This window comes from Micromonospora sp. NPDC005163 (genome assembly GCF_053599835.1).
The window spans coordinates 1-26,859 of the sequence record NZ_JBSFYP010000034.1 but is presented as its reverse complement, the minus strand read 5'-3'; the positions used below and the strand labels follow the sequence as shown (position 1 = coordinate 26,859).

Annotated in this window: 16 protein-coding genes and 2 pseudogenes; 3 read left to right on the top strand and 15 right to left on the bottom strand. The window is 71.2% G+C overall.

What is annotated here, in order from left to right; all coding sequences use genetic code 11:
• Window positions 1–28: 28 nt before the first annotated feature.
• The 12 genes and pseudogenes from ACWD6N_RS22540 to ACWD6N_RS22485 form a co-directional block, all read right to left on the bottom strand.
• Complete coding sequence (locus tag ACWD6N_RS22540) at window positions 29–3,100, bottom strand: alpha-L-rhamnosidase C-terminal domain-containing protein (protein WP_387322039.1); 3,072 nt, start codon at window positions 3,098–3,100, stop codon at window positions 29–31.
• A gap of 124 nt (window positions 3,101–3,224) precedes the next feature.
• On the bottom strand, window positions 3,225–3,413 hold the full coding sequence (locus tag ACWD6N_RS22535) for a hypothetical protein (protein ID WP_354967433.1): 189 nt from the start codon (window positions 3,411–3,413) through the stop codon (window positions 3,225–3,227).
• Between the two features lie 877 nt (window positions 3,414–4,290).
• A pseudogene (locus ACWD6N_RS22530) lies at window positions 4,291–4,545 on the bottom strand (heterodisulfide reductase-related iron-sulfur binding cluster); the annotation flags it as partial.
• A gap of 2 nt (window positions 4,546–4,547) precedes the next feature.
• Window positions 4,548–5,978 (bottom strand): rhamnulokinase, encoded by a 1,431-nt coding sequence (locus tag ACWD6N_RS22525; RefSeq protein WP_354967432.1) that lies wholly within the window; start codon window positions 5,976–5,978, stop codon window positions 4,548–4,550.
• Complete coding sequence (locus ACWD6N_RS22520) at window positions 5,975–6,175, bottom strand: helix-turn-helix domain-containing protein (protein ID WP_354967431.1); 201 nt, start codon at window positions 6,173–6,175, stop codon at window positions 5,975–5,977. Before ACWD6N_RS22520 ends, ACWD6N_RS22525 begins: the two co-directional genes overlap by 4 nt.
• Window positions 6,176–6,209: 34 nt before the next feature.
• Window positions 6,210–8,243, bottom strand: a complete 2,034-nt coding sequence (locus tag ACWD6N_RS22515) for a bifunctional aldolase/short-chain dehydrogenase (protein WP_354967478.1) — start codon at window positions 8,241–8,243, stop codon at window positions 6,210–6,212.
• Window positions 8,244–8,280: 37 nt separating this feature from the next.
• Window positions 8,281–9,462: an L-rhamnose isomerase gene (gene rhaI / locus ACWD6N_RS22510; RefSeq protein WP_450005158.1), complete on the bottom strand. Its 1,182-nt coding sequence runs from the start codon at window positions 9,460–9,462 to the stop codon at window positions 8,281–8,283.
• Window positions 9,459–9,836 (bottom strand): L-rhamnose mutarotase, encoded by a 378-nt coding sequence (locus ACWD6N_RS22505; RefSeq protein WP_354967429.1) that lies wholly within the window; start codon window positions 9,834–9,836, stop codon window positions 9,459–9,461. The genes rhaI and ACWD6N_RS22505 overlap by 4 nt, the downstream gene beginning before the upstream one ends.
• 64 nt (window positions 9,837–9,900) lie before the next feature.
• The gene (rhaS, locus tag ACWD6N_RS22500; protein ID WP_354967428.1) at window positions 9,901–10,986 is read right to left on the bottom strand and encodes a rhamnose ABC transporter substrate-binding protein; all 1,086 of its coding nucleotides are present in this window, start codon (window positions 10,984–10,986) and stop codon (window positions 9,901–9,903) included.
• 37 nt (window positions 10,987–11,023) lie between these two features.
• Window positions 11,024–12,079 carry an ABC transporter permease gene (locus ACWD6N_RS22495; RefSeq protein ID WP_354967427.1) on the bottom strand — a complete coding sequence of 352 codons (1,056 nt, stop codon included), beginning with the start codon at window positions 12,077–12,079 and terminating at the stop codon, window positions 11,024–11,026.
• On the bottom strand, window positions 12,069–13,130 hold the full coding sequence (locus tag ACWD6N_RS22490) for an ABC transporter permease (RefSeq protein WP_354967426.1): 1,062 nt from the start codon (window positions 13,128–13,130) through the stop codon (window positions 12,069–12,071). The genes ACWD6N_RS22495 and ACWD6N_RS22490 overlap by 11 nt, the downstream gene beginning before the upstream one ends.
• The gene (locus ACWD6N_RS22485) at window positions 13,127–14,650 is read right to left on the bottom strand and encodes a sugar ABC transporter ATP-binding protein (protein WP_387322033.1); all 1,524 of its coding nucleotides are present in this window, start codon (window positions 14,648–14,650) and stop codon (window positions 13,127–13,129) included. The genes ACWD6N_RS22490 and ACWD6N_RS22485 overlap by 4 nt, the downstream gene beginning before the upstream one ends.
• 309 nt (window positions 14,651–14,959) lie before the next feature.
• Between ACWD6N_RS22485 and ACWD6N_RS22480 the strand changes: the two genes are divergently transcribed.
• A complete protein-coding gene (locus ACWD6N_RS22480) occupies window positions 14,960–15,991 on the top strand; it encodes a LacI family DNA-binding transcriptional regulator (protein ID WP_450005157.1) in 1,032 nt (343 codons plus the stop codon).
• A gap of 258 nt (window positions 15,992–16,249) precedes the next feature.
• On the opposite strand, the gene ACWD6N_RS22475 is transcribed toward ACWD6N_RS22480, so the two are convergent.
• Window positions 16,250–20,890 carry a family 78 glycoside hydrolase catalytic domain gene (locus ACWD6N_RS22475; protein WP_450005156.1) on the bottom strand — a complete coding sequence of 1,547 codons (4,641 nt, stop codon included), beginning with the start codon at window positions 20,888–20,890 and terminating at the stop codon, window positions 16,250–16,252.
• 65 nt (window positions 20,891–20,955) lie between these two features.
• Window positions 20,956–23,766, bottom strand: coding sequence for a family 78 glycoside hydrolase catalytic domain (locus tag ACWD6N_RS22470; protein WP_450005155.1), 2,811 nt, complete (start codon window positions 23,764–23,766; stop codon window positions 20,956–20,958).
• 251 nt (window positions 23,767–24,017) lie between these two features.
• Here ACWD6N_RS22470 and ACWD6N_RS22465 point away from each other — a divergent pair, with 251 nt between their 5' ends.
• On the top strand, window positions 24,018–25,799 hold the full coding sequence (locus ACWD6N_RS22465) for a sigma-70 family RNA polymerase sigma factor (protein WP_450005154.1): 1,782 nt from the start codon (window positions 24,018–24,020) through the stop codon (window positions 25,797–25,799).
• 301 nt (window positions 25,800–26,100) lie between these two features.
• Window positions 26,101–26,775, top strand: a pseudogene (locus tag ACWD6N_RS22460) (NAD(P)-binding domain-containing protein); the annotation flags it as partial.
• On the opposite strand, the gene ACWD6N_RS22455 reads toward ACWD6N_RS22460, so the two are convergent.
• Window positions 26,729–26,836: a zinc ribbon domain-containing protein gene (locus tag ACWD6N_RS22455; protein ID WP_450005161.1), complete on the bottom strand. Its 108-nt coding sequence runs from the start codon at window positions 26,834–26,836 to the stop codon at window positions 26,729–26,731. The pseudogene ACWD6N_RS22460 and the gene ACWD6N_RS22455 overlap by 47 nt on opposite strands.
• Window positions 26,837–26,859: the final 23 nt, after the last annotated feature.

Genomic DNA, 26,859 nt, shown 5'->3' with positions numbered 1-26,859 from the left:
CCCACCTCTTACATGGACGAGGATGTTCCTACTCCTTGGCCACCTTGCCCGTCGTGTCGGTCTGGACCGTCAGCGGCGGACGGGTCCCGAAGGAACCGGTGACTTCGACGTAGATCCGGCGGTTCTTGTCCCGGTCGGTGAGCACGTAGCTGTCCGACGTACCCGACTGGATCGGAGTCGGCGCGCCGATCCGGTACCAGTCGTAGGTGAGCTGGGTGCTGTTCGGCGACCAGTCACCTGTCACGGTCAAGGTGCCTCCGACCTTGAGGTCACCCTCGATCACGGGCGTGTCGGCCTTGATCGTGACCGCCGACGTGAACGAGTAGTCTCCGCCGTGCGCGACCTCGTAGACGTCATATCCGCCCTCACGGCCCTTGAAGGTCGCGCCTTCGGAACCCACGCTGACGCTGTTCTCGGCCGCCAACGGCACCCAGATCTCTCCGCTCGTCCCGTCGGGAACGGTGACGTCGAGCTCGACTACTTCGTCGTCGTCCTGAGACCACTTGACCTTGATGTCGCCACTCGGCGTGGGCACCTGGCCTTCGCTCCACTCGAGGTCCGAGAGATGCGGCTTGACCGTCCAAGTCGCGAACCCGGGCTCGACCGGCTTCACGCCGAGAAGGTACGCCGACATGTTCCAGGTCGGGCCGCTCGCCCAGCTGTGCGCGAGGCTCTTGTTCGCATCGGTCAGGTCGCCGTTCTGCTGGTGGTTCTCCCAGAAGGCGCCGGTGTAGAACGGGTCGCTCGGATTCGCCATCCGCGCCCAGAGCGTCTTGGTCAGCGCCAGGGCGTCCTCAGTGTTCCCGGCCTCGTAGCGCGCGGCGAGCTCGAACCCGGAGATGTGGGTGCTGATTAAGGTCGAGTTGTTCGCATCCGGTGAGAACGGTTGCGGACCCTGCTCACCCCACAGGTTGTTCTTGAGGTAGTCGAGGATGCCCGAGACCTTCTCCTCGGGCGCGACGCCCCAGAGCACGGCCATAGAGTTCGCGTCCTGCGGCACTGCGTTCCCCGACCTGTTACCCGTATTGACGTTGGACATCCTGTAAACGCCGCGTTCGGCATCGAAGAGGGTCGCATTGATCGAGGCCTTCACCTGATTCGCACGCGCTTCCCAGGCGGCCTTGTCAGCTGCCCAAGTGGCTGCTTCGGCGTTCGTCGGAACGTCCTCGATCATGTGACCGGCAAGCCATGCCGCCTCCGAGAGCGCGCGGTAGTACAGCACGTTCGTCGCGGTCACCGTTCCCGCACGACCGCCGTCGTAGAAGTCCCAATCGCGACCGTCGCTGCCCGAGGTTGTGACGATGAGACCATCCGCGTTCGTCAGGCTCAGGTTGTAATCCATCTGCGCCCTGAGCCTGCCGTACTGGGAGATCGCGAAGTCGAGATCTCCCGTGTAGCGGTAGTTGTCGACGAGTCCGACCGGGAAGTAGATCGAGTAGGCCGTCGAGTAGAACTGTGCGACCGCCGGGACCGAGGTCCAGTTGGCCGACTCACCCGGCACCGATCCGTTCGCCGCCTGGCGCGATCCGAGGACCCCGATCGAGTTGCTGATGTACTCCGATCCCTGAGGACCGTACCCGAATGCCGTGTAGGTCGACCGCCCTGCGTTGAAAAGGTCGCCGGCCCAGATGCGCCGGTCCCGCTTCGCGCCATCAAGGATCACGGGGAGGGTGCTGTTGTTCTGCGCGCCCGCCGGCACCATGTTGGTGTCGACCGTGTACGCGCCCGTGTACCAGATGTCGTTCAGGACCTCGTCGCTGGAGAGGAACCATCCCTTGTAGTCGTCCGGTCCGTAATTCGGGAACTTCGAGACCACGCCGACGTCAGAGATCGACACCGTGCCGGGCGTCGTCAGCGTCACGGCGTGGAAGCGGATGCCGCCCTGAAGCGCGTTCGCCGGTGTCGTGTAGGTCCCTGCACCCGACACCTGCGTGACGCGGTTGCGCGGCGACCCCACTCCGGCGCCGAGATAGCCGGCGTTGTCGCCGACGACGTTCCCGGGCGAACTGGTCACCGCGCTGTCCGTGGCGTGGTCTTTGGTGAGCGGGCTGACCGTGACGCCGGTCCGCGGGTTCCGGAGCGTGGTGCCGGCGTCGAACGCCGCAGTGACGGCAGGGGTGAACGAGAGGCCCGAGCCGTGGAAGATGACCGGTGACGTGGCGACGTGGTTCGCGGTCAGCGCGGTCACCCCGAGCCCGGTGCCTGCGGCACCGGCGGTCCCCACACTGGTGACCGTCACGTTCTCTCCGCCCACATCCAGGACGTCGCCGACCTGACGGCCGACAACCGATGCAACCTTGATGTTGGTCGCGCCAGCCGAGGCATCCGCGACCAGCGTGGTCTGGCTCGAAGTCCGGCCCACTGCCGTGATGGTGACCGACTGCTGGGCAGCGCCGGTGCCGATGAGCAGCTCGGCCCCCACCGGGAGGTTGGCCGTTGTGGTCACCTCGACGTTGGTCGCACCTGCAGCGATCGGCGCGAATGCCGTCGTCGTGACGGCGGCCTGTCCGACGGCGAGAACCGTCGCAGACTCTTGGTTCTCGCCAGTGCCGATCAGGAGCGACTGGCCGACGGTCATCTGGGTGGTGTTGGTCACGTAGACCGTCTCCGCTCCTGCGGAGGCGGCCTTCACCAACTGTGATTCGTTCTTGCGAATCACGTATTTGAGGCTCTCGCTGTACGCGGTGCGAACGCCGACGTCGCCCGACGTCGATTCGACCGTGAAGTACGGCAACCCGCCGACGACCGGCCCGTAGTCGAGGATGACGTACGGGGCGACGCCGGTGCCATCCCAGGTCAGGGTCGCGGAGCCGCTTCCTCCGGCGGTGAGCGCCTCAGCGTTGGCCACATCTCCGAACGCGCCGGCGACGACTTCGGGTCGGAGATCGGTCTCCCCGGTACCGAGGACCTCGCCTTGCCATTCTGGCTCCTCGGCTGCGTGTGCCGGCAGAGCGTCGGCTGCGTGTGCCGGCAGAGCGGCGAGCGTCGTGAACGCCATGGCCGCGGCAACGGTTCCCGCGGTGCACAGACGCCCGAAGCGAATACCTGTCGAGGGTGGCCGCTCGACCGTTGGTCGAGTCGACTTGCTGTTCGATCGCATGTTTTCTCTCCCTTGAGACGGCTGGAAGTTCGCCGCACGGAGCTGCAGGGTCGATCTCCCACCGGCTCGGATTGTGGTTGAACTGAGTTGAATGGATTCATTCTTGGGTCCTGTTAGGAGCCGGTCAGTGGGTGGGCGTTGCTCGGCTGCCCCCACCGTTGGTGTAGCGGTGCAGGGTCGGGTTGAAGAACCGTGCGTTCAACGCATCCCTGCTGGCATCAGCGAACTCTCGCAACTCGGCCGCATCCTCATGCTTGCCCAACGCCTCCGCGAGCCCGGCCAGCTTGTCGGCCATGGTGTAGTAGCCGGCCATTCCGTGAGAAGTCCGCTGGTACGCAAGTCGACGGCGGCCCAGTCGGCGAGCCCGCCGTTCACCCGATGGGCGGCCGTGACAACCGCGATCGCTGTGGGCAGGTGGTACGGATGGCTACCCCGTGGCGCGGCGCCTCCTCCGGTGACCTCTTGCATCGGCCTGAATCGTTTCATGCATGTTACGTGCCGGGATCATGCCGGTGAAGACGTGGCGAGTGGCCGGATCCGGTCACACGCGCCGAGTCGCCAGGCGTGAAGGGCTCGAATACTCGGTTAAGCATTGAGCCTTTTCCAACTTCATGATCCAGTGCCCCGTTCGAGGACGAGCCTGTGTTCAACCTCGACGTGTGGGGCTCGTAAATCTGGTCCGTAGGCTGTGACGTGCGGTTTTGTACGAGGTCCACCAAACGACGTCGACGAAAGTCCGGACCATGAGTGCGTCGCTGGTGTACCTGCTCCTGCGTCAGATTCTGCCGATGTTGACACAGCTCGCCGGGACGGTGGCGCAAAGGACGTCGAGCTGCTGGTGCTACGGCATCAGGTGGCCGTGCTGCGCCGGCAGGTGCACCGCCCCGACCTGCAGCCCGCTGACCAGGTGGTGTTGGCGGCGCTGTCGCGGCTGCTGCCCCGGCAACGCTGGACGGCGTTCTTCGTCACCCCCGCGACCCTGCTGCGCTGGCACCGGCAGTTGATCGCCCGACATTGGACCTATCCGAACACGCGACCCGGCCGGCCACCGGTCGGTAAGGGTCTTCGTGAGTTGGTGCTGCGCCCGGCAGCTGAGAATCCGACCTTGGGCCACCGCCGCGTGCAGGGCGAGCTGGCTCGTCTGGGCTACCAGATCGCGGCCAGCACCGTATGGAAGATCCTGCACCACGCTGGTGCCGCACCGACCCGACGCATGAGCCGGACGGGGCCACCACGTCGTACGGGGCGAAGACGCGCACGTGCCGGCGTACCAGCCGCACCGCCTCGTCCGGGTAGCCGGTGTTCACGTGCATCTGCCCGCAGCAGGTCTGGTCGGCGGGGAACACCACCTCGTGGCCGAGGCGCTCCAACAGCCGTACGATCGCCTTCGCCGCCTCGGGAAAGAGCGTGTCGGCAAGGCAGGTGACGAACAGCGCGACGCGCATCTTCAACCACCCATCCGGTCCTCGGCGGCCCGCCAGGCCACCTCGTCACCGCACGGCTCGTACCTCACGATCTGCTCAGTTTCGCGCAGAACGGTCCGCAGGGCAGCCAGGTCACCGTTGATCACACCGGCGGCGCGGGCCTGTACCAGGATGTTGCCCAGCGCGGTGGCCTCGACGGGACCGGCGAGCACCGGCAGTCCGCAGGCGTCGGCGGTGAGCTGGCACAGCAGTTCGTTGCGGGCGCCGCCGCCGACGATGTGCACGGCGTCGACGTGCCGGCCGGAGAGCTGCTGGGCCTGTCGGACGGCCCGCCGGTGCGCCAGCGCGAGGCTGTCCATGATGCAGCGGACGGTAGCCGCTGGGCCTGCGGGCACCGGCTCGCCGGCGCGCCGGCAGGCGTCGGCGATACGCGTGGGCATGTCGCCGGGCGGCAGGAACGCCGGGTCGTCCGGGTCCACGACGGAGCGGAAGGCCGGTTCACGGGCCGCCCGGCGCAGCAGGTCGGTCAGGTCACCGCCGCCCCAGGCGCGCAGCGCTTCCTGCAGCAGCCACAGGCCCATCACGTTGCGCAGGTATCGGAACGTGCCGTCGACGCCAGACTCGTTGGTGAAGTTGGCCCGGCGGCTCGCCTCGCTGAGTACCGGGGCGTCGAGTTCGACGCCCACGAGAGACCAGGTTCCGCACGAGATGTAGGCGAAGTGGTGCCCCGCCGCCGGCACGCCCACCACCGCCGATGCCGTGTCGTGCGAGCCGACGGCCACCACCTGCGGTGAGCCCGGCAGGGCCAGGTCGGGCCGGACCGGGCCGATCCGGGTGCCCGGCTCGCGCAGCGGCGGGAACAGCTCGCTGCGGATGCCCGCGTCGGCCATCAGGCCGGTGGCCCAGGCCCGCCGCCGTAGGTCGTACAGCTGGGTCGTGGAGGCGTTGGTGAGCTCGGCGCCGAGCTGGCCGGTGAGCCAGTACGCGATGAGGTCCGGGATCAGCAGCAGCCGGTGGGCGACGTCCAGCTGCGGCGTGCCGGCGGCCGCGGCGAGCTGGTAGAGCGTGTTGAACGGCAGCTGCTGCAGGCCCGTGGTCGTGTAGAGCCGCTCCTCGCCCAGCTGTTTGGCGACCCGCTCGGCGACCCCGTCGGTGCGGCCGTCCCGGTAGTGCACCGGGTTGCCGAGCAGCGTCCCGGAGGCGTCGACCAGCCCGTAGTCGACCGCCCATGAGTCGACGCCGATGCTGGTCACCGGCCCGGCGGCCCGCAGGCCGTCGAGGACGCCCCGCCAGAGGGCGAGGATGTCCCAGTGCAGGGTGTTCCCGACGCGCACGGGTTCGTTGGCGAACCGGTGCACCTCGGTCAGGTCCAGGCGGCCCGGTCCGACCTGTCCGAGCATGACCCGGCCGCTGGACGCGCCCAGGTCCACGGCGGCGAGCTGGACGCGGCTCACAGCATCCCCCGCCGGACTGCCCACACGACCGCCTGGATCGGGGCGGTCACGCCGAGGCGGTCGCAGATGGCGCGGATCCGCCGCCGCACGGTCCGCTCGGACAGGCCCGACCGGCGGGCCACCGTCTCGAGCGGCAGGCCCGTGGCGAGCAGCCGCAGCAGCCGCAGGTCCGCCTCGTCGAGCACGGGATTCTCCACGGGAATCGTCGTCCTCACCCGGCACCGCCGCGGATCACCGGAGAAAGGCCGCGGCGACGCCGGCGTCCACGGGCACGTGCAGACCCGTCGTGTGGGACAGGTCTCCGCCGGTGAGCACGAAGACGGCGTTGGCGACGTGCTCGGGCAGCACCTCACGCTTGAGCAGCGTGCGCTGGGCGTAGAACTCGCCGAGCTTCTCCTCCGGCACGCCGTAGACGGCGGCCCGCTTGGCGCCCCAGCCGCCGGCGAAGATGCCGGAACCGCGGACCACGCCGTCCGGGTTGACGCCGTTGACCCGGATGCCGTGGCCGCCCAGCTCCGCGGCGAGCAGCCGGACCTGGTGCGCCTGGTCGGCCTTGGCCGCGCCGTAGGCCACGTTGTTCGGGCCGGCGAACAGGGAGTTCTTGCTGGAGATGTAGACGATGTCCCCGCCCATCCCCTGTGCCAGCAGCACCCGCGCGGCCTCGCGGGAGACGAGGAAGGAGCCCTTGGCCATCACGTCGTGCTGGATGTCCCAGTCCGCCTCGGTCGTCTCCAGCAGCGACTTGGACAGCGACAGCCCGGCGTTGTTCACCACCAGGTCCACCCCGCCGAAGGCGAGCACCGCGTCGCGCAGGGCGCCGGCGACCGCGTCGCCGTCACTGACGTCGGCGGCGACGGCGACCGCCACGTCGGTGGTGCCGATCTCCGCGGCGACGGCGGCGGCCGCCTCCGCGTCACGGTCGGCGACGACGACGCAGGCGCCCTCCACGGCGAGCCGGTGGGCGATCGCCCGGCCGATGCCGGAGCCACCGCCGGTGACGAACGCGATCCGAGTGGCGAGAGCCTTCGGCTTCGGCATGCGCTGGAGCTTCGCCTCCTCCAGGGCCCAGTACTCGATCCGGAACTTCTCGGCCTCGTTGATCGGCGCGTACCGCGAGACGGACTCCGCGCCGCGCATCACGTTGATGGCGTTGACGTAGAACTCCCCGGCGACACGGGCGGTCTGCTTGTTGGCCCCGAAGCTGAACATGCCCACACCCGGCACCAGGACGACGGCCGGGTCGGCGCCGCGCATCGGAGGGCTGTCCGGGCCGAAGTGCCGCTCGTAGTAGGCGCGGTAGTCGTCGCGGTAGGAGGCGTGCAGTTCCTTGAGGCGGGCGATCACGGCCTCGATCGGGGCGGTGGGTGGCAGGTCGAGCACCATCGGGCGGACCTTGGTACGCAGGAAGTGGTCCGGGCACGAGGTGCCGAGGGCCGCGAGCGCGGGGTGCTTCTCCCGGGCGACGAAGTCGAGCACCACGTCGCTGTCGGTGAAGTGGCCGACCTGCGGCCGGTCGGTGGACGCGAGGCCCCGCAGCACCGGGAACAGCGCCGCCGCCCGACGTCGACGGTCGTCGGCCGGCAGCGGCTCGTAGCCGTCGATGACCGGGCCGAGCGGCTCGGCCCGACCCCGCTCGTCGAGGAAGGCCTGCGCACTGCGGATGATCTCCAACGAGTTGCGCTCGCACTCGTCGCTCGTCGCGCCCCACGCGGTGATGCCGTGCCCACCGAGGATCACGCCGATCGCCTGCGGGTTGGCCCGCGCCACGGCGGCGATGTCCAGACCGAGCTGGAAGCCGGGCCGCCGCCAGGGGACCCACAGCACCCGCTCGCCGAAGATCTCCTTGGTCAGTTCGGGCCCGTCGGCGGCGGCGGCGATCGCGATGCCCGCGTCGGGGTGCAGGTGGTCGACGTGCGCCGCGTCGACCAGGCCGTGCATCGCCGTGTCGATGGACGGTGCGGCGCCGCCGCGGCCGTGCAGGCAGTAGTCGAACGCGCCGACCATCTCGTCCTCGCGCTCGATCCCGGGGTACACGTCGACGAGAGCGCGGAGCCGGTCCAGCCGCAGCGCGGCCAGACCGGACCGGGTCAGGGTGCCGAGATCGCCGCCCGAACCCTTGACCCACAGCAGTTCGACGGGCCCACCGGTGACCGGATCGGTGTCCGCGCCCTTGGCGGAGGTGTTGCCCCCGGCGTAGTTCGTGGTGGTCGGGTCGGCGCCGAGCCGGTTGCTGCGCGCGATCAGCGCCTGAACCTCGGGTTGCATCGTCCTCACGTCCCCAGTCTGCGTTCTTCGGTGGTGGTCAGGCGCCCCAGCCGGCCTGCTGGCCGTCGGCACGTTCGGCGCGGATCTTGTCGAAGTAGCCGGAGCGGGCGTACGCGGCCATCGGGTCCGGGTCCAGGCCCAGGTCCGTACGCAGCTCGGCGAGCAGCGGCCGGACGTCGGTGTTGTACGCGTCCATCAGCACCGCGTTGGCGGCGAGCACGTCGCCGGTCCGCTGCGCGGCGGCCAGCGCGTCCGGGTCGACGAGCAGCGCCTTCGCCGTCGCCTCCTGCACGTTGAGCACCGAACGGATGATGGCCGGGATCTTCGGCTCGATGTTGTGGCACTGGTCGAGCATGAAGGCGATGCCGGCCTCCGGCGCCAACGCGTCGCCCCGGACGATCTCATGCATGATCCGGAACAGCTGGAACGGGTCCGCGGAGCCGACCATCAGGTCGTCGTCGGCGTAGAAGCGGGAGTTGAAGTCGAAGGCGCCGAGCTTCCCGACGCGCAGCAGGAACGCCACGATGAACTCGATGTTCGTGCCCGGCGCGTGGTGCCCGGTGTCGATGACCACCTGCGCCTTCGGGCCCAACTCCAGGCAGTGCGCGTACGCGGTGCCCCAGTCCGGCACGTCCGTGGCGTAGAAGGCCGGCTCGAACAGCTTGTACTCCAGCAGCAGCCGTTGGCCGTCACCGAGCCGGTCGTAGGTCTCCCGCAGCGCCGTCGCCAGCCGGTCCTGCCGGGCGCGAAGGTCGTCCTGGCCGGGATAGTTCGTCCCGTCGGAGAACCAGAGCTTCAGGTCCCGGGAGCCGGTGCGGTCCATGATGTCCACGCACTCGAGCAGGTGGTCGATCGCCTTGCGTCGTACACCCGGATCCGGGTTGGTGACGCTGCCCAGCTTGTAGTCGTTGTCCTGGAAGACGTTGGCGTTGATCGCGCCCAGGCTGACTCCCTGGTCGGTCGCGTACGCGGCCAGGTCGGCGTAGTCGTCGACGCGGTCCCACGGAATGTGCAGGGCGACCGTCGGCGCGACGCCGGTGAGCCGGTGCACCACCGCCGCGTCGGCGATCTTCTCGTACGAGTCGCGCGGCACGCCCTCCTGGGGGAACACCTTGAACCGGGTGCCGGAGTTGGCGTACGCCCAGGACGGGGTCTCGATGCGCTGCGCGCGCAGGGCTGACCGGACCCGCTCAAGGGTCTGCGCGTCGAACTGCGTCATGGGGTTTCTCCCGTCTGTGCGGCGAGCCGCGTCTCACGCTCTGCGCTGAGCTGCGCCTCAAGGTTGAAGACCTCGTCCAGCGGCCGGATGGCCCGGTCGGCGGCGCCGTGGTCGAGGCCGACGAAGTAGGGCGCCATCTCCGCCTGCCAGCGGGTGTTGACGTCACTGGTCTGCATGGCGGCCTGGGCCGCCGCGAAGTCGTCGGTGACCAGGTAGCCCACGAGCAGGCCGTCGTCGCGGAGGAAGAGCGAGTAGTCGTGCCAACCGCTCTCGGCCAGGGCGGCGAGCATCTCCGGCCAGACCCGTGCATGGCGGGCGCGGTACTCGTCCAGTCGGTCGGGGTCTACCTGGAGGGTGAAGCAGACGCGGGGCATGGTTCTCCCGTCGGCTCCCCCGGTCGGTGCGGCGCGGTGTACGCCGCACCGACCGGGAGGGCGATCAGAACTGGAACTGGTCGATGTTGCTCTTGTCGAAGACGGTGGGCGGGCCGAGGATGACCACCCCCTCCTTGCCGACGGTGAACTCGCCGAGCTTGCCGGCCTTGAACTTGTCGCCCTCGGCGCCGGTGATCTGGCCGGAGGCCAGCGCCGCGCCGGCGTACGCCGCGAGGTAGCCGAGGTCGGCCGGGCTCCACAGGGCGAACGCGTCGACGGTGCCGTCCTTGACGTACTGGCGCATCTGGTTGGGGGTGCCCAGACCGGTCAGCTTGACCTTGCCCTTGTACTGCGATCCGCTGAGGTAGCGCCCGGCAGCCGCGACGCCGACGGTGGTCGGGGAGATGATGCCCTTGAGGTTCGGGTACGACTGGAGCAGACCCTGGGTCTCCTGGAAGGACTTCTGGTCGTCGTCGTTGCCGTACGCCACGGTGACCAGCTTGATCTTGCTGTACTCGGGCTTCTTCAGCTCCTCCTTCATCAGCGCGATCCAGGCGTTCTGGTTGGTCGCGTTGGCGGTCGCGGAGAGGATCGCGATCTCGCCCTCGCCGCCGATCTGCTGCGAGATCAGCTTGACCTGGTTCTCCGCGATGCCTTCGGCGGTGACCTGGTTGACGAAGATCTGCCGGCACTCCGGCTTGGTGTCGGAGTCGAAGGTGACGATCTTCGCGCCGGCCGCCTTCGCCTGGTTGAGCGCGCCGCAGATGGCGTTCGGGTCGTTGGCCGAGGTGACGATCACGTCCATGCCCTGCTGGGACAGGGTGTTGATGTAGCTGACCTGCGACGAGGCGCTCGCCTCGGACGGGCCGACCTCCTTGAACTCACCCTTGAACTCGGTGACCGCGTCCTTGCCGCCGTTGTCCGAGACGGTGAAGTAGGGGTTGTTCAGCTGCTTCGGCAGGAAGGCGATCTTGAGACCTTCCTTGATGGCGGCGTCGGGGTTGGCGGCGCCGCTCGCCTGGTTGCCGGCGCCGGCGTCGTTACCGGAGTTGTCACGGGTGGTGCCGCCGCACGCTGCGGCGCTGAGCAGCAGTGCGGCCAGGGCGAGGCTGGTGGCCCCGACACGGAGGCCTCTGCGGTATGCGGACATCGTCATCCTTCCGGGGGTGGTTGGTGAGCGGGGGACCTCACGAAGCGACGGAGTGCCGCTGTCGTCGACGGTGCAGCCGGGCGCGGATGTCCGCGACGGCGTTGGGCAGCACCACGGATGCGATGAGCAGGGTGCCGGTGACGATCGTCAGGGCGTTGGCGTCGACGTCGGCGAGCTGCAACGCGTTGCGCAGGACGCCGAGGAGCAGGACGCCGGCCAGCACACCGAGCAGGGCGCCCCGGCCGCCGAAGATCGAGACCCCGCCGAGCAGCACAGCGGTGACGACGGTCAGCTCCAGGCCGGTGGCGTTGTCGCCGCGGGCGCTGGCGTACCGCAGGGTCCAGAAGATGCCGACCAGCCCGCACACGGCGCCGGAGACCACGAAGAGCCAGAACTTCGTCCGGGCCACCGAGACGCCGGTGAACGTGGCGGCCTGGTCGTTGTTGCCCATGGCGTAGAGCGCCCGGCCGGCTGGGGTGGCGTGCAGCACGACCCCGAAGACCAGGGCGAGCAGCAGCAGCGGCACCAGCACGACCGGGATCGACGTGCCGGGGATGTTCCGCACCACGGCGGCCGTCCAGTCGGCCGGGAAGTCCGCGACCGCCTGGTCGCCGAGCACGACGAAGGACAGCCCCCGGTAGAGGGCGAGCGTGCCGATGGTGACCGCCAGGGACGGCAGGCCGAAACCGGTGACGAAGAGACCGTTCACCGCGCCGAGCGCCGCCCCGAGCAGCACCACGAGGACGCAGATCAGCTCCAGCGACAGTCCACTGGAGAGCCAGAGCTGTCCCATCAACGTGCTGCACAGGCCCACCATGCTGGCCACGGACAGGTCGATCTCGCCGGTGATCACGATCAGCGTCATCGGCAGCGCGATGAACGCCAGCGGCACCAGGTCGAGCAGCAGGAACTGGGCGTTGCGGCCGGTGGCGAAGTTCTCCACGGTCAACCCGGCGACCAGCACTGCCACCACGAGGGCGCCGACGATCACCGCGTCCCAGGAGCCGAACAGCCCGCGCAGGGTGGCGAGTCGGCCCGCGCCGGGCTCGGCCTCGACGGTGGGTGGTGCGGCGTACAGGCTGTCATGCGCCATGGGCGCTTCTCCCTCGGAGGCGGGCCGCCACCCGCAGGGCCAGGAGCCGGTCCAGCCCGATGGCGGCGAGGATGAGCGCGCCGACCACGGCCTGCTGCCAGAACGGGTCGATGCGCAGGACGGCGAGCGAGCTGCCGATCGTGGTCAGCAGCACGGCGCCGAGCGCCGCGCCGTAGGCGCTGCCGCTGCCGCCGAAGATCGCCACCCCGCCGACCACGGCGGCGGCGACGACCTGGAGTTCCAGGCCGGTGCCGGCGGCCGCGTCGAGGGTGCCGAACCGGGCCGCGTACAGCACGCCGGCGAGGCCGGCGAGCGCGCCGTTGGCGACGAAGACGGCGAACACCCGGCGGCCCACCGGGATGCCGGAGAGCCGCGCGGCGGCCGGTTCCGAGCCGATCGCGTAGAGCTCGCGGCCGCTGCGGTAGGAGCGCAGGTAGAACCCGACGACGGCGACGACGACCAACGCGATGAGGAACAGCACGGGTACGCCGAGCACGGTCTGGTTGCCCAGCTGCAGGAACGACGAGGGCATGTCGGCGGCGTTGATCTGCCGCCCGGACGCCCAGTAGTAGTCGACGCCGCGGAAGGCGTAGAGGGTGCCCAGGGTGATGACCAGGGCGGGCACCCGGGCCACCGCGATCAGGCCGCCGTTGACCACGCCGCAGAACGCGCCCAGCGCGATACCCAGGACGAGCGCCACCGGCCACGGGGTGCCGGGCGCGGAGAGGAACAGCGAGCCGGTGGCGAAGGCGACCAGACCGAGGATCGAGCTGACGGAGAGGTCGACGTTGCGGGTGACGATGACCAGGGTCTGCCCGACCGCCAGGATCACCAGGATCGCGCAGCCCAGCAGCAGGTCCTTGACGCTCTGGCCGCTCAGGAACCGGTCGTTGCGCACGGTGGTCACCAGGATCAGCAGCCCGAGCGCGATCAGGAGGCTCAGCTCGCGTACGGCGAGCAGCCGCTCGGCGAGGCCGCGGCGCTGCCGACCGCGGTCGGTCGGGGCGTTCCCGGCGACCTGCTCGGGCGCGGCGGCGTCGGTGCGGCTCATGCGGGCACTCCTTGACCGGTGGCGGCGAACATGATGGAGGTCTCGTCCGCCTCGGCCCGGGACAGCTCACGGACCAGTCGCCCCTCGTGCATGACCAGGACCCGGTCGGCCATGCCGAGCACCTCGGGCAGTTCGCTGCTGATCATGAGGATGGCCAGGCCCTCGCCGGCCAGCTCCGAGAGCAGCCGGTGCACCTCGGCCTTGGTGCCGACGTCGATGCCACGGGTGGGCTCGTCGACGATCAGGATCCGTGGTTCGGTGGCCAGCCACTTGGCGAGCACGACCTTCTGCTGGTTGCCGCCGGAGAGGGTCGCCACCGGGGCGCCGAGCCGGGCGGCCTTCACCTGCAGCCGCCGCGTCCAGCTGCGGGCCTCGGCGCGCTCCGCGCCGCCGAGCAGGAGGCCGAGGCGGCTCAGCGCCCGGCGGCGGGCCAGCGTCGCGTTGCGCTCCACCGACAGCTCCATGACCAGGCCCTGCTGCCGCCGGTCCTCGGGGACCAGCGCCATGCCGGCGGCGATCGCCCGGCCCGGCCTGCCCGCCGGGACACCTCGCCCGGCCACCAGCACCTCGCCCGCGTCGTAGCGGTCGACGCCGAAGACGGCGCGGGCGACCTCGCTGCGGCCGGCGCCGACCAGGCCGGCGAGCGCGACGATCTCCCCACCCCGGACGGAGAACGACACGTCGGTGAAGACGCCGGCCCGGGTCAGCCCACGGACCTCGAGAAGCGTGTCGCGCGGCTCGGCGGCCTGCTTGGGGTAGAGCGAGGAGACGTCCCGGCCCACCATGCGCCGCACCACCTCGTCGACGGTGAGGTCGGCGGCCCGGTCGCTGGAGACCCAGGCGCCGTCGCGCAGCACGGTGACGCGGTGGCAGAGGTCGAACACCTCGTCGAAGCGGTGCGAGATGAACAGCACCGCCGCGCCGCGTTCGCAGAGCGACCGGGCGACCGCGAAGAGCCGCTCGACCTCCACACCGGAGAGCGCGGCGGTGGGTTCGTCCATGACCAGGACGCGGGCGTCGAAGGAGATCGCCTTGGCGATCTCGACGAGCTGCTGGTCGGCGATGGAGAGCCCTCGGGCGGGGCGGGTCGGGTCGATCCGGACCCCGAGCCGCTGGAACAGCCGCTCGGCGTCGCGGTGCATCGCCGCGCTGTCGATGCGGCGCAGGCCGCGAAGCGGTTGCCGGCCCATGAAGATGTTCTCCGCCACGGACAGATCCGGAAAGAGCGTCGGCTCCTGGTAGATGACGGCGATGCCGGCGGCCCGGGCGTCGGCGGGACCGCGCAGCCGCAGTGGTTGCCCGTCCAGGGTCATCTCGCCGGCGTCCGGCGGGTGCGCACCGGCCAGGATCTTCACCAGGGTGGACTTGCCCGCCCCGTTCTCGCCGACCAGGGCGTGGGCCTCGCCGGCGTGCAGCGCCAGGTGCACCCCACGCAGCGCGGCGACGGCCCCGAAGGACTTCGTCACGCCGTCGAGTACCAGCAGCGGAACGCCGTCCGTGCCCGGTGCGTCGGCGGTCATTCGATCCCTCCTGAATCGTTTCATGAGTCGTGCATGGACCGTAGGGGGAGGCATTCGCGAGCGTCAAGGGTTTCGCCATGATTTCCTCCCTGTTGCTGATGCGGGCTCCAGGCCCCATCCGACCCGTGCCGTCGCTTGGCGACGCGACGCGCGGGGCCGCCGGGCGGCTGGATGAAACGTTTTAGCCGCTATACACTGCCGGAACTACCCGGTCCAGCCGTCCCCGCGACGGGCTTTCCGGGGATCACCGCGACCGCGACCCGCGCCGGGCTCGGGGCCGCGACCACCGCACGGAACGTCGAGGGAGTCATGGCAACGGCGAACATCAAGGAGGTCGCCCGGCACGCCGGCGTCTCCCTCGGCACGGTGAGCAACGTGCTCAACCGGCCCGACACGGTCGCCCCCGCCACCCGACAGCGGGTGCTCGACGCCATCAGCACGCTCGGCTACGTCCGCAACGACTCCGCGCGCCAACTACGCGCCGGGCACAGCCGCACCGTCGCCATCGTCGTCCTGGACGTGGCCAACCCGTTCTTCACCGACGTCGTGCGCGGCGCCGAACAGGTGGTCGAGGAGGCCGGCGCCATGGTCGTCGTCTGCAACAGCGGCGAGGACAGCGCCCGCGAGCGCCGCCACCTGGAGCTGCTGGAGGAACAGCGGGTCCGCGGCGTCCTCATCACCCCGGTCGGCCACGGCCCCCAGCCCAACCTGGACAAGCTCATCGACCGGGGCATCCCGGTGGTGCTGGTGGACCGGGGCACGGGCCGGGCGAACCGTTGCTCGGTGGCGGTCGACGACGTCCTCGGCGGCCGGCTCGCCATGGACCACCTGCTGGACCAGGGCCACCACCGCATCGCCTACCTCGGCGGCCCGCTCTCCCTCGCCCAGGTCGCCGACCGGCACGCCGGTGCCGCAGCGGCCCTGGAGGAACGCGGCAACGGCGCCGAACTCCGGGTGGCGGTGACCACCAGCCTGACCGTCGCCGCCGGCCGGCGCGCCGCCGAGGAGTTGCTGACGCTGCCGGCCCGGCAGCGCCCCACCGCCGTCTTCTGCGCCAACGATCTGATCGCACTCGGCGTACTCCAGGAGCTGACCGCGCGCGGCCTGCGGGTGCCGGCCGACGTGGCCATCGTCGGCTACGACGACATCGAGTTCGCCGACGCGGCGGCGGTGCCGCTGTCATCGGTACGCCAGCCCCGCGACCAGCTCGGCCGCACCGCGGCTCAGCTGCTGCTGGAGGAGGCCGAGCCCGGCGACACGCACCGGCACCGGCACGTGGTCTTCCAGCCGGAGTTGGTCGTCCGCCGCTCCAGCGACCACCCCCGGCGGGCCCGGCGCTGACCGCCCGAACCGCACCAGTTGGCTGGCGCGGCGGCCTCCGGTAGCCGGGCTGGCCGGGTGGCCGAGCTGGCCGGGTGGCCGAGCTGGCCGGGTGGCCGAGCTGGCCGCCCCTTGCTCTGCTTCAACGGGCGCAACGACAAGGCACCGCCGGTGTTGCGCCGATTGAAGCAGAGCAAAGGGCGTCTGGGCCAACCCGGGCATGGGGACGGCGAGAGGCAACGGGTCTGGCGTCGGGAGGACGACAGCGGCGCGGGTGCGTCAGGCCGCCGGGACCGGCGTAGCCCAGACGTCGGCGACCGACGGGTCGTAGCCGTCACCCGTGTCCCGGAAGCGCACCCGCACCGCCCCGTCGCGGGTCGCGTCCGGCAGGTCGACCACGAACTGGTAGCTGACCGTGCCGGCTCCACCCACCGTCCGTCGCCACGAGCGGCTGTACGCCACCACCCCGTCCACGACCACCTCGTAGTCCTTCAGCTGCGGCCCGTCGTAGGTCTCGATCGAGCGCAACACGAACGGCTCGCCGGGCTCGACGGCGAGGTCGAACTCGAACCAGCCACCGGGGCGGGTCGTGTCGGTGTACCGGCGGGTCAGGCCGGCCTCGGTGCTGGTGGCCGAGTAGGTCGAGGCGGTGAGGCCGTGGGCCTGCTCGGAGGCCGGATCGCCGAGGTCGACGTGGTCGTACGCGCCCGGCGGCGGATTGTCGAACCGGACCGGGATCGCGAGCGTACGCCGTTCGGCCGCCGTGTCGCCGGTGGCCACCGTGATTTCCACCGGCCCCTGCGTCACGGACACCGGCGCGGTGAGGACGGTCGACACGGTGGTCTGCGCGCCGGGGGCGAGGTCGTACCCGGCGGTGGCCGGCGCCACCCGCCAGCCGTCCGGCGCGATGACGGTCAGCTGCCCCGTCACCCGCACGGCGGCCCGGTTGCGCAGCACCGTGCCGACCGTCGTCGCGGCGCCCGGCGCGACGTCGGCCGGGACCGGGACCGCCGACACGACCTGCACCGCCGGCGCGACGGTGACCGTTCCCGCGACGGGCAGTGTGGCGGCGCCACCCCGGTGGCGGTAGCTGGCGGAGCCGTCGATGGCCCCGCTCACCGGCGCCTGACCGGCGGGGATCCGCAGGTCGTAGCCGTGGCTGACGGTGCCGCCCGGTGCGACCGTGGTGGCCCGCCTGCCGACCGGCGTGACCGTCCAGCCGTCGGGTGCCCGCAGATCGGAGGTCACGCCGGTCAGCGGGTCCCGCCCGCCGTTGGTCACCGTGACGGTGGCGCGTACGACCGCGCCGGGCAGCCGCTCCCCCACCGGCAGGTCGAGTCTGACCACGGCGCCGACCAGGGTCGACGACGCCGCGGAGAGCCGCTGATCGACCCGGGTGAGCAGCACGGTGAACCGGTCCGCGTGGGCCTGGTCGAGGCGACCCGCGGCGACCTGGGTGCGCAGCCACCGGGCCGTGTCGGCGGCGCTCGCCAGGGCTCGGTGCACGTCACCGGCGGCGGAACGGGAATTGCCCGCCAGGTACGCCGTGCGCGCCGCCGTCGTCTCCGCGGCGAGTCGGCTGAACCGGCCGCGCAGGTACTCGGCCACCGGCCGGCCCAGCTCAGCGGCGAGCTGGTCGGTGAGCGTCACCAGCTCCCGCACCGTGTCGCCGGCGTCGCCCAGGTCGCCGAGCACCCGGTCGATCGCGAAGGAGTACGAACCGGAGCCGATCTCGTAGACGGCGACCGTGCCGTCCATCCGGACGAACCGCACGCCGTCGGCCTGATCCGCCGGCCGGCCGCCCTCGGTGACCGCGTTCCGCCCCGGTGCCGGCAGGCGTACGGTCGCCGTGGTGTTCGCCGGCACGGTGAGCCGCAGCCGCATGTCCCCGCGCGCGTCGAGATCCCAGTCGCTGCCGATCGTCCCGTACGCCGAGCGGTACGACGCCCTGGCCGAGGTGAGGTCTCCACCCGGCTGCGGGGCGAACGTGAGGTGCGCGTACCCGGGATTGCCTGCGTCGGGTTGGATGCCGGCCACGGTCCGGTACATCCAGTCGCCCACCGCGCCGTACGCGTAGTGGTTGAAGGAGTTCATCCCCACGTCGCCGAAGCTGCCGTCGGGTTTGATCGAGTCCCAACGCTCCCAGATCGTGGTCGCGCCCTTGGCGATCTCGTAACCCCACGACGGATACGTGTCGTTGAGCAGCAGCCGGTACGCGACGTCCAGATGCCCGGTCTCACTGAGCGCCGGCAGCAGGTCCGGGGTGCCGAGGAAGCCGGTGGAGAGGTGCCAGTCGTGCCGTTGCACGTTGGCGACCAGCCGGTCGGCGGCCTTGGCCCGCAGCGTGTCGGGCAGCAGGCCCATGCCGATGGCCAGCACGTACCCGGTCTGGCTGTCGCCCTGCACCGTGCCGTCGGCGGAGACGTACGCGTCGACGAACGCCTGCGCGATGTCCTTGGACAGCGCCGCGTAGCGGGCCGCGTCGGCGTCCTTGCCGATGGCGCCGGCCAGCTGGCCCAACAGCCGGATGCTGTAGGCGTAGTAGGCCGTTCCGACGACGCCGGCGGGCGTCGGATCGTCGAGGTTGAGCCAGTCGAGGTACGGGCCGGCGTTGGTACGCAGGTGACCCGAGCTGGTGCTCTCCAGCCAGGACGCGTACCGCACCATCGACGCGTAGTGCTCCTCGACGACCCGGGTGTCGCCGTAGCGCTGCCAGAGGGCGTACGGCACGGTGATCCCGGCGTCGGCCCATCCGGTCGCGCCGTCCCCGCAGCAGGCCCGGGGCGCGACGTCGGGGTAAGCGCCGTTGGCCGACTGCGCGTCCCGCAGGTCCTGCAACCACTTGGTGAGGAACGTCAGGCTGTCCATGTTGAACGTGGCGGTGTTGGCGAAGACGTTGATGTCGCCGGTCCAGCCGAGCCGCTCGTCCCGGGCCGGGGTGTCGGTCGGGATGGACAGGAAGTTGCCGCGCTGCCCCCAGGTGATGTTGCTGTGCAGCTTGTTCACCATCGCGTTGGAGGTCTCGAACTCGCTGGTGAGCTCCCCGTCGGTGTGCATGACCAGGCCGGTGACGGTGGACAGATCGGGCGTGCCCGGATAGCCGGTCAGCTCGACGTAGCGGAAGCCGTGGAAGGTGAACGTGGGCTGGTAGACCTCGGCCCCGCCGCCGCGCAGCGTGTAATGGTCGGTGGCCCTGGCCGTGCGCAGGTTGGCGGTGTAGGCGGTGCCGTCCGGGTTGAGCACCTCGGCGTGCCGGATGCGGACCGTCGCGCCGGCCGGGCCGTCGACCTTCAGCCGGACCTTGCCCACCATGTTCTGGCCGAGGTCGACGATCCAGGTGCCGGGGGTGGGCTGGGTCAGCGCCTTGGCCGGCAGCTCCTGCGTGACCCGCACCGGCGGGTCGACCTGGGCGACGATCCAGTCGGTGGCGTCGACGTCGTCAACGGTGGCGGGCGACCAGGCGGAGTCGTCGAACCCGGGCCGGTCCCAGCCGGCCGGCAGTCGCCGCGCGTCGTAGGTCTCACCATGGATGAGGTCGCTCTGCAGGAAGGGCCCGGCGGTGGCGCGCCACGAGCCGTCGGTGCCGATCGTCTCGCTGCGCCCATCGGTGTAGTCGATGACCAGCTGCGCGCTGAGGTGCGGCCGGGAGCCGTAGTTGTCGGTGCCGAACCAGGCGATGCTGCCGGCGTACCAGCCGTCGCCGAGCAGCGCGCCGAGCGCGTTGTCGCCCGCGCGGAGCTGGCGGGTGACGTCGTACGTCTGGTACTGCACCCGCTTGTCGTAGTCCGTCCAGCCGGGTGCCAACTCGTGGTCGCCGACCCGCTGGCCGTTGAGTGACAGCTGGTAGACCCCGAGTGCGGTGGCGTAGACCCGGGCCCGGGAGACCGTACCGTCGACCCGGAAGCCCCGGCGCAGCAGCGGGTTCGCGTCCAGCGCGGTGAGCATGGCCTCGGCGTCGCCGCTGACCCGCAGGCCGCCCGGGGTGGCCGTGCCCGCCCCGAACGGGTTCGCGCCGTCGGTGAGCGGGGCCGCGTAAAGGGTGTCGCTGCCGCTGGTCACCGAGAAGTCGGAGAAAACCCCGCTCTCCACCCCGTTGGTGCGCAGGCCCACCGACCCGGCCCGGTGGGCGGTGCTGCGGGTGACGTCGACCTGGGTGCCGTCGACCCAGGTGGTGATGGTGTCGCCGGCCGCGGTGATGCGCAGGATGTGCGGCGCGGTCAGCTTGTCGGCCGGTACGACCGCACCGAGCGGCACCTCCTTGAGCAGGGTCCAGGCGCCGTCGACCCGTACGTGCGGGCGCAGTTTCGCGCTGCCGCCGGTGCTGGAGAACTGCCACATGTACGCGTTGCCCGCGCCACGGGCCCGCAGGAAGATCCCCGCCGCGTCGCGTTCGAGCCGGACCGTCGTCTGCACCGTGTAGTCGGCCCAGGACTCGGTGGGCGACGGCATGCCGACCCAGTCGGCCTGCCAGCCGTCACCACCCCGTACGCCGGTCTCCCAGGACGCCGGCGCGCTCCACCCCGAGTCGCGGCCCGCGGTGTCCCAGACGCGGACCTGCCAGGCGTACCGGGTGCGCGGCTGCAGTTGCGGGCCCGCGTACGGGACGAGGGTGCTCTGTCGCGACCGGACCCGGCCGCTGTCCCAGACGTCCGCGTCGCCCAGCCGGTCCGGACTGGTGGCGACGCGCACCTGGTACGACTCCTGGAGCACGCCCCGGGTGGTGGCCTCGATGCGCCAGCCGAGGCGGGGCTTCTCCACGTCCAGCCCGATCGGCTCGATGGCCCGTTCGGTGGTCAGGCCGGTCACCGTCGGCGCGGGGGCCGCCGGCGCGGCGGCCGCGGCCGGGCCCGGCACCACCGTCGGCGTCAGGCCGAGCAGCAGCACGAGAAGCGCGGAGGGTGCGGCGCGGCGCCGCGTCATGCGCATCATTCCTGGTCCTCATCCTTCCGGTGGTGGCGGGCCGGTGACCGGCCCCGAACGGGACGTCAGCGGGGCTGGGCCGCCGGACCGGCGACCGGGTGGAAGCTGGACCGACCGGAGCCGACCTGGAAGACGGCCCGGCCGTCCTCGATCCCGACGAAGGTCGCCTTGCTCGGACCGGCCGCCCGGTAGGACTTTCCGGGGATGACCGGCAGGGCAACCCGGGCGGTGACGTTGACCGGCACGTCGAGGTCGACGCGGAGGCCGCCCTCGGTACGCCGCCAGTCCAGGCGGACCGGTCCGCGCTGGGTGGACACCGTGCCGCTCGCCCGGTCGAGCCCGGCGGCGGGCGGCACGACGTCGACCACGGCGGCCCCAGGGCTGGCGGTGCGGACGCCGAGCAGGGTCTCCTGCACGTCGACCACCGCCTGCGCTCCCCAGCCGTGCGACTGGCTGAAGTTGCTGCCGGGATCGAGTGTCCAGGCCTCCCAGGTGAAGGTGCCGCCCTGGGCGAGGATGTTCGCCCAGCCCAGGTCATCCGGGTTGGTCAGCAGCCGCAGCACCGCCTCGGGCCGGTCGGCGTCGGCGAGCGCCCGCAGCAGCCAGTGGGCGGTCATCGGCCCCTGCTTCATCCCCATCGACGCGACGTGGTCGGCCAGCGCGGGCAGGTCGGCCCGCGGGGCCAGCCCGTGCGCGATGGCGTACGACGTGGCGTGCTGCCCGGCGTGGGCACTGCGCGCACCGGTGGCCGACAGCCCGTCGACGTAGCTGCCATCGGCGGCGCGCAGCGTGGCGTTGACCGCGTCGGTGAGGTCGGCGGCCCGCCCGTCGTACGCGGTCACCTCGGCGGCAGGCCGACCGACTGCCTCGGCCATTCGGGCGGTGGTCCGCAGCACGTCGACGCTCTGGGCGTTGATGGTGGTCCGCGCGGCGGCGGTCATGTCGTAGCCGAAGCGGCCCGGCTCGGGCCAGTCGATGATGCCGAAGCGGTAGGCGCCGCTGCCGCCGGACAGATCGGTGACCAGGCCGGCGGTGGGGCCGGTGGCCGGAATGTGGCGCAACACGTACTCGGCGGTGTCCCGGATCGCCGGGTACGCCTCCGCCAGCAGCTCCCGGTCGCCGGTCTCGGTCCAGTACCGCCACACCCAGTCGACGAACATCAGCGAGTAGTCGGGGATGTCCCGCTTGCCGTCGCCGTTGGGATAGACGGCGTTGTAGCGACCACGGTCGCCCTCGGCGGTCCAGTAGCGGGCGGCCGAGCGGAGGAACTCGCGGATGGCCTGCTGAGTCGCGTCGCGCTCGCCGAAGGCGGCCATCGTGGCGTACGAGATGTTCGCGGCGTCGCCGAGGAACTGGCCCTTCTCCCGGGTGGGAGTGTCGACGAACGCCTCCTGGACAGAGTAGATCGCGGACCGTTTCATCATCGTCCACACCGCGTCGAGGGTGGCGTTCGAGCTGATGAAGCTCGCCTCCCGGCCGGACGGGACGTCGGTGTGCACCACGACGGCGGAGACGTCGTGCGCCGAGATCTGCTCGCCGGCGCCGGGGATCTCCAGGTAACGGAAACCGAGGTGGGTGAAGGCGCGGAACTCCTGCGGCCCGTCCTTCTGCAGGTACGGGAAGCTCATCGTGGTGCCCTGCGACTGGAGGGTGGACGTGTCGACCCGGCCGGTGTCGGTGAGGGTGTATCCGGCCCGCAGATCGACCGTGCGCCCGGCCACGCCGGCGTCGAACCGGACGACCGGGCGCGCGGGGATGACCACGCCGAAGTCGGCGACGACCGTGCCGTCGGCGGCGGTACGCAGCGCGACCGGCTCGACGGAGGTCTCGACCAGCCGGGTCTCCTGCCCGATCAGATGCGGAGACGACGCGGTCGGATGCGCGCCGAGCACCTCGGCGGCGGCGAACCCGGCGGCGCTGTCGTCGTAGCCGGGCCGCATCCAGCCGGCGACCTCGGCGCGGGCGTCCTGCCGCTCGACCCGGTCGCCCTCGCCGTTGCGGCGCTCGGCGTTCGCGACGAACTGGGTGTCCCGGGCGACCCGCCAGGAGCCGTCCGTGCCGTACACCTCCCGGGAGCCGTCGGCGTGCTCGACGACCAGCTTCACCAGCAGGCCACGGGCACCGGCGGGGCGACCCTGACCGCTGCCGTACCAGTGGTAACGCACCCCGATGACCAGCGGCGCACCGGCTTTCACCAGCCTGGTGACGTCGGCAGCCTGGTAGTAGTCCTCCCCCGGGTAGCCGAAGGAGGTGCCCCGGTCGGCGCGGGTGCCGTTGAGGTAGAGCTCGTAGGTGTGGTCGGCGGCGGTGTAGGCGCGGGCCCGGACCACGCGGCTGGCGTTGGGGCGTACCTCGGTGCGGGCCAGGGTGTAGTCGTCGGCCTCGGTGGTGGCGCGCCGGATCCAGCTGGCGCCCTCCCACTGGCTGTCGTCGATGCCGGTCTCGAACGCGCCAGCGGCGGGCGGGGACTGCCGGCCGGTGCGGTCCCAGGTGCGGACCGTCCACTCGTACGCCGTGCCCGCACGCAGGGCCGGTCCGACGTACGGCACGTAGGACTGCTGGCCGGAGGCGACCTTGCCGGAGTCCCAGACCCGGTCGCCGCCGGTCGCGGTGACGGTGATCCGGTAGGCGGTCTGCGCCTCACCGGGGTCGGCGTCGCGGGGCAGCCAACCGAACCGCGGGACGCCCTCGACGTTGAGCGGGCGACTCCGGTCGCCGACCGTCAGCGAGGCCGGTGCGCCCGGCGCGTGCCCCCGTGCGGCGAGCGCCGGCGGCGCCCCGCCGAGGACCACCGCGACGACGGTCGTCGCCGCCAGGAGCACCGCTGTCCGGCGCCGCCGGGCAGCCGGCCAGAATCCGAGAGTACGACGAGTCACGCGGGCCTCCGCTCTATGAATCGTTTCAGGCAGGCTACGCGCTCTTTGTGGCCAAGTGAAGACGTTCACTGTGATGGATCCGAAATCGACGGACGGGCGGGAGAGCGACCGCCGCGCCTGGTTCCGTCCGGCCCGGCCGTGGAAACTGTTATCCCGCTGCGGCCCGCCGGTCTCCTGAGGGGAGGCATTGGTGGTGAACCACCACGGTCTTCCACTGGGTAGCGATGCGACCACACGAAGGAGTGGAAACGATGCGCGGAACCGGTCGAGGTGAAGCCGACACCGACCTGGTGGTGGCCGCCCGCAACGGCGATCCGCAGGCGCTCGACGCCCTGGTGGCAGCGTCGCTCCCCCTCGTCTACAACGTGGTCGGCCGGGCGCTGCGGGGGCACGCCGACGTCGACGACGTGGTCCAGGAGACCCTGCTACGCGTCGTCCGGCACCTGCCCGACCTGCGAGATCCGACCGCGTACCGGTCCTGGCTGATCGCCATCACCGTGCGGCAGGTGCGCGACCGCGAGCAGCAGCGCCGCGACGCGCTGACCCACACCGCCGACCTCGACACCGCGTACGGGGTGCCCGACCCGGCCGCGGACTTCGCCGGGATCACGATCCTCCGGCTCGGCCTGACCGACCAGCGCCGCGAGGTGGCCGAGGCGACCCGCTGGCTCGACGACGACGACCAGACGCTGCTCGCCCTCTGGTGGCTGGAGGCCACCGGCAACCTCGACCGAGCCGACCTCGCCTCGGCACTCGGCCTGACCGAGGGCCACGCGGCGGTACGGATCCAGCGAATGAAAGAACAGCTGGAGGTGTCCCGGAGCGTGGTCCGCGCGCTGCGCGCCACCGCCGCCTGCCCCGCCCTGCGCGACGTGACCCAGACGTGGGACGGCCGACCGAGCCCGCTGTGGCGCAAGCGCCTTGCCCGCCACGTACGGGAATGCGGTGCCTGCGGCTCCTGGGCCCGCGACCTGCTCCCGGTCGAACGCCTGCTCGCCGAGCTTCCGCTACTGCCGATCCCACCCGGAATGGCCGAGAACCTCGCGGCCGGCATCCCGGCGGCGACCGCCCTGCCCACGCCCGCCGAGCCCCTTGCCGGCGGTGCGCTCCGGGGCACCGGCGGGCTGCGCAACCGCTTCTCGTTCGGGTCGAAGGGCGTACTGGGGCCGATCTCCGCAGCCGCCGCGGTCGCCGCACTGGTGATCGGGGCGATCGTCGTGGCACAACCGACCGGATCAACCCCCGCCCCCGCGGCGGCCCCGGCGGTCGAGGCGCTGCCGGCCACCACCCCACCGGCCAGCGCGCCCGCCGCGACCACGCCAGCCACCACCACGCCCTCAGCGGCGACCCCGAAGCCGAAGCCGACGACGGCCCGCCCGGCCGCGCCGGCGCCCGCGGTGACCTCGAAGAAGAAGGGCGTCGGCGTCTGGACCTTCAACGGCGTCAGCGAGGCGCTGGCCAACTCCACGGCTCGTTGGTACTACACCTGGAACGTGGGCCACCCGGGCGTCACCAGCCCGAAGGGCAGCGAGTTCGTCCCCATGATCTGGGGCGCGAAAAGCGTCACCGCCAATAGCCTGCAACAGGCCAAGAAGAACGGGCGACAGCTGCTCGGCTTCAACGAGCCGGACATGGGCGGTCAGGCGAACATGAGCGTGGAACAGGCGCTGGACCTGTGGCCGCAACTGGAGTCAACCGGCCTCCCACTGGGCAGCCCTGCCGTAGCCTGGGGCGGGGACCGACCGGGCGAATGGCTCGACCGCTTCATGACCGGCGCGAAGGAGCGCGGCTACCGGGTCGACTTCATCGCCCTGCACTGGTACGGCGGCGACTTCACCACCGCCAACGCGGTCAACCAGCTCAAGTCGTACCTCCAGGCGGTCCACGACCGCTACAAGCTGCCGATCTGGCTCACCGAGTTCGCCCTGATCGACTTCTCCAACGGCGTCCGCTTCCCCAGCCAGGCCCAGCAGGCCGCGTTCCTCACCGCGGCGACCCGGATGCTCAGCTGGCTGAGCTGGCTGCACCGGTAACGCCTGGTTCGGCCTGCCCGCTACCGACAAGGACCAGACCGGGCTCTTCCGTACCGGCAGCACGGCGACCGCCGTCGGCCGCGCCTACCAGGCCGCACGCTGAAACCTTCCAGGGTGTGCCACCCACCAAAAGGTAAGTACCTGAGGAAATAGTGCGTACTTGATGCCCCGAACCTGACGGACGCAGGATGGGACCGGCCCTGCCGAACGGTCCACACACGTTGCGGCGCCATCCCGTCTCTTTGAGGAGCACCTCCATGTCCGAGCACGTCCGTCCCCCCGTCACGATCTCGGACTCGGGCCGATGGGTCAGGCGCTGGCCGGCGCCATGCTGGCCGCCGGGCACCCCACCACCGTCTGGAACCGGACCGCCGCCCGGGCCGACCCACTCGTCGCCCGAGGCGCGCGACGAGCGACCACCGTGGACGAGGCGGTACGCGCCAGCCCACTGACGCTCGCCTGCGTCATCGACAATGCGGCGGTTCGCGCGATCGTCGAACCGGCCGCTGCCGCGTTGAAGGGCCACACCCTGGTGAACCTCACCGCCGACACGCCACGTAGCACTCGCGACATGAGCGGAGTGGGCGGGCTCGCGCGGCGTGGACTACCTCGACGGCGCGATCATGACCCCGGCCCTCACCATCGGCGGACCTGCCGCGCTCGTGCTGTACAGCGGCCCGGAGGACATCTGGCAGACCCACCGGGCGACCCTGGCCAGCATCGGCGGAGCCGCCGACTGGCTCGGACCGGAGCCCGGCCGCGCCGCCGCCCACGACATCGCACTGCTCGACATGTTCTGGACCGCGTTGACATCCTCCACCGCCCTGAAGGGCGGGGATTCCCTCGGTCACCCGAGGGGGTTCCTGTTTCACCGGGCCGCGCCTTCACCGCTTTCGCGGGTCGGGTCTCACCGGCCCTCCACAGGCGTTTCACCTCTCCGCCAGCCCGGCGGCGAGAAGGTTCCTGGCGGCGTTGACGTCCCGGTCGTGCACGGCATCGCAGCCGGGGCACGTCCAGACGCGAACGCCGAGGGTCATGGCGGTGTTGATCCGACCGCACG

Coding starts and splice junctions, on each gene's coding strand:
- rhaS (WP_354967428.1), bottom strand. CDS start 10,986: ATGTCCGCATACCGCAGAGGCCTCCGTGTCGGGGCCACCAGCCTCGCC.
- ACWD6N_RS22475 (WP_450005156.1), bottom strand. CDS start 20,890: ATGACGCGGCGCCGCGCCGCACCCTCCGCGCTTCTCGTGCTGCTGCTC.
- ACWD6N_RS22505 (WP_354967429.1), bottom strand. CDS start 9,836: ATGCCCCGCGTCTGCTTCACCCTCCAGGTAGACCCCGACCGACTGGAC.
- ACWD6N_RS22540 (WP_387322039.1), bottom strand. CDS start 3,100: ATGCGATCGAACAGCAAGTCGACTCGACCAACGGTCGAGCGGCCACCC.
- ACWD6N_RS22515 (WP_354967478.1), bottom strand. CDS start 8,243: ATGCAACCCGAGGTTCAGGCGCTGATCGCGCGCAGCAACCGGCTCGGC.
- ACWD6N_RS22490 (WP_354967426.1), bottom strand. CDS start 13,130: ATGAGCCGCACCGACGCCGCCGCGCCCGAGCAGGTCGCCGGGAACGCC.
- ACWD6N_RS22485 (WP_387322033.1), bottom strand. CDS start 14,650: ATGACCGCCGACGCACCGGGCACGGACGGCGTTCCGCTGCTGGTACTC.
- ACWD6N_RS22465 (WP_450005154.1), top strand. CDS start 24,018: ATGCGCGGAACCGGTCGAGGTGAAGCCGACACCGACCTGGTGGTGGCC.
- ACWD6N_RS22455 (WP_450005161.1), bottom strand. CDS start 26,836: ATGACCCTCGGCGTTCGCGTCTGGACGTGCCCCGGCTGCGATGCCGTG.
- rhaI (WP_450005158.1), bottom strand. CDS start 9,462: ATGACGCAGTTCGACGCGCAGACCCTTGAGCGGGTCCGGTCAGCCCTG.
- ACWD6N_RS22535 (WP_354967433.1), bottom strand. CDS start 3,413: ATGGCCGGCTACTACACCATGGCCGACAAGCTGGCCGGGCTCGCGGAG.
- ACWD6N_RS22495 (WP_354967427.1), bottom strand. CDS start 12,079: ATGGCGCATGACAGCCTGTACGCCGCACCACCCACCGTCGAGGCCGAG.
- ACWD6N_RS22480 (WP_450005157.1), top strand. CDS start 14,960: ATGGCAACGGCGAACATCAAGGAGGTCGCCCGGCACGCCGGCGTCTCC.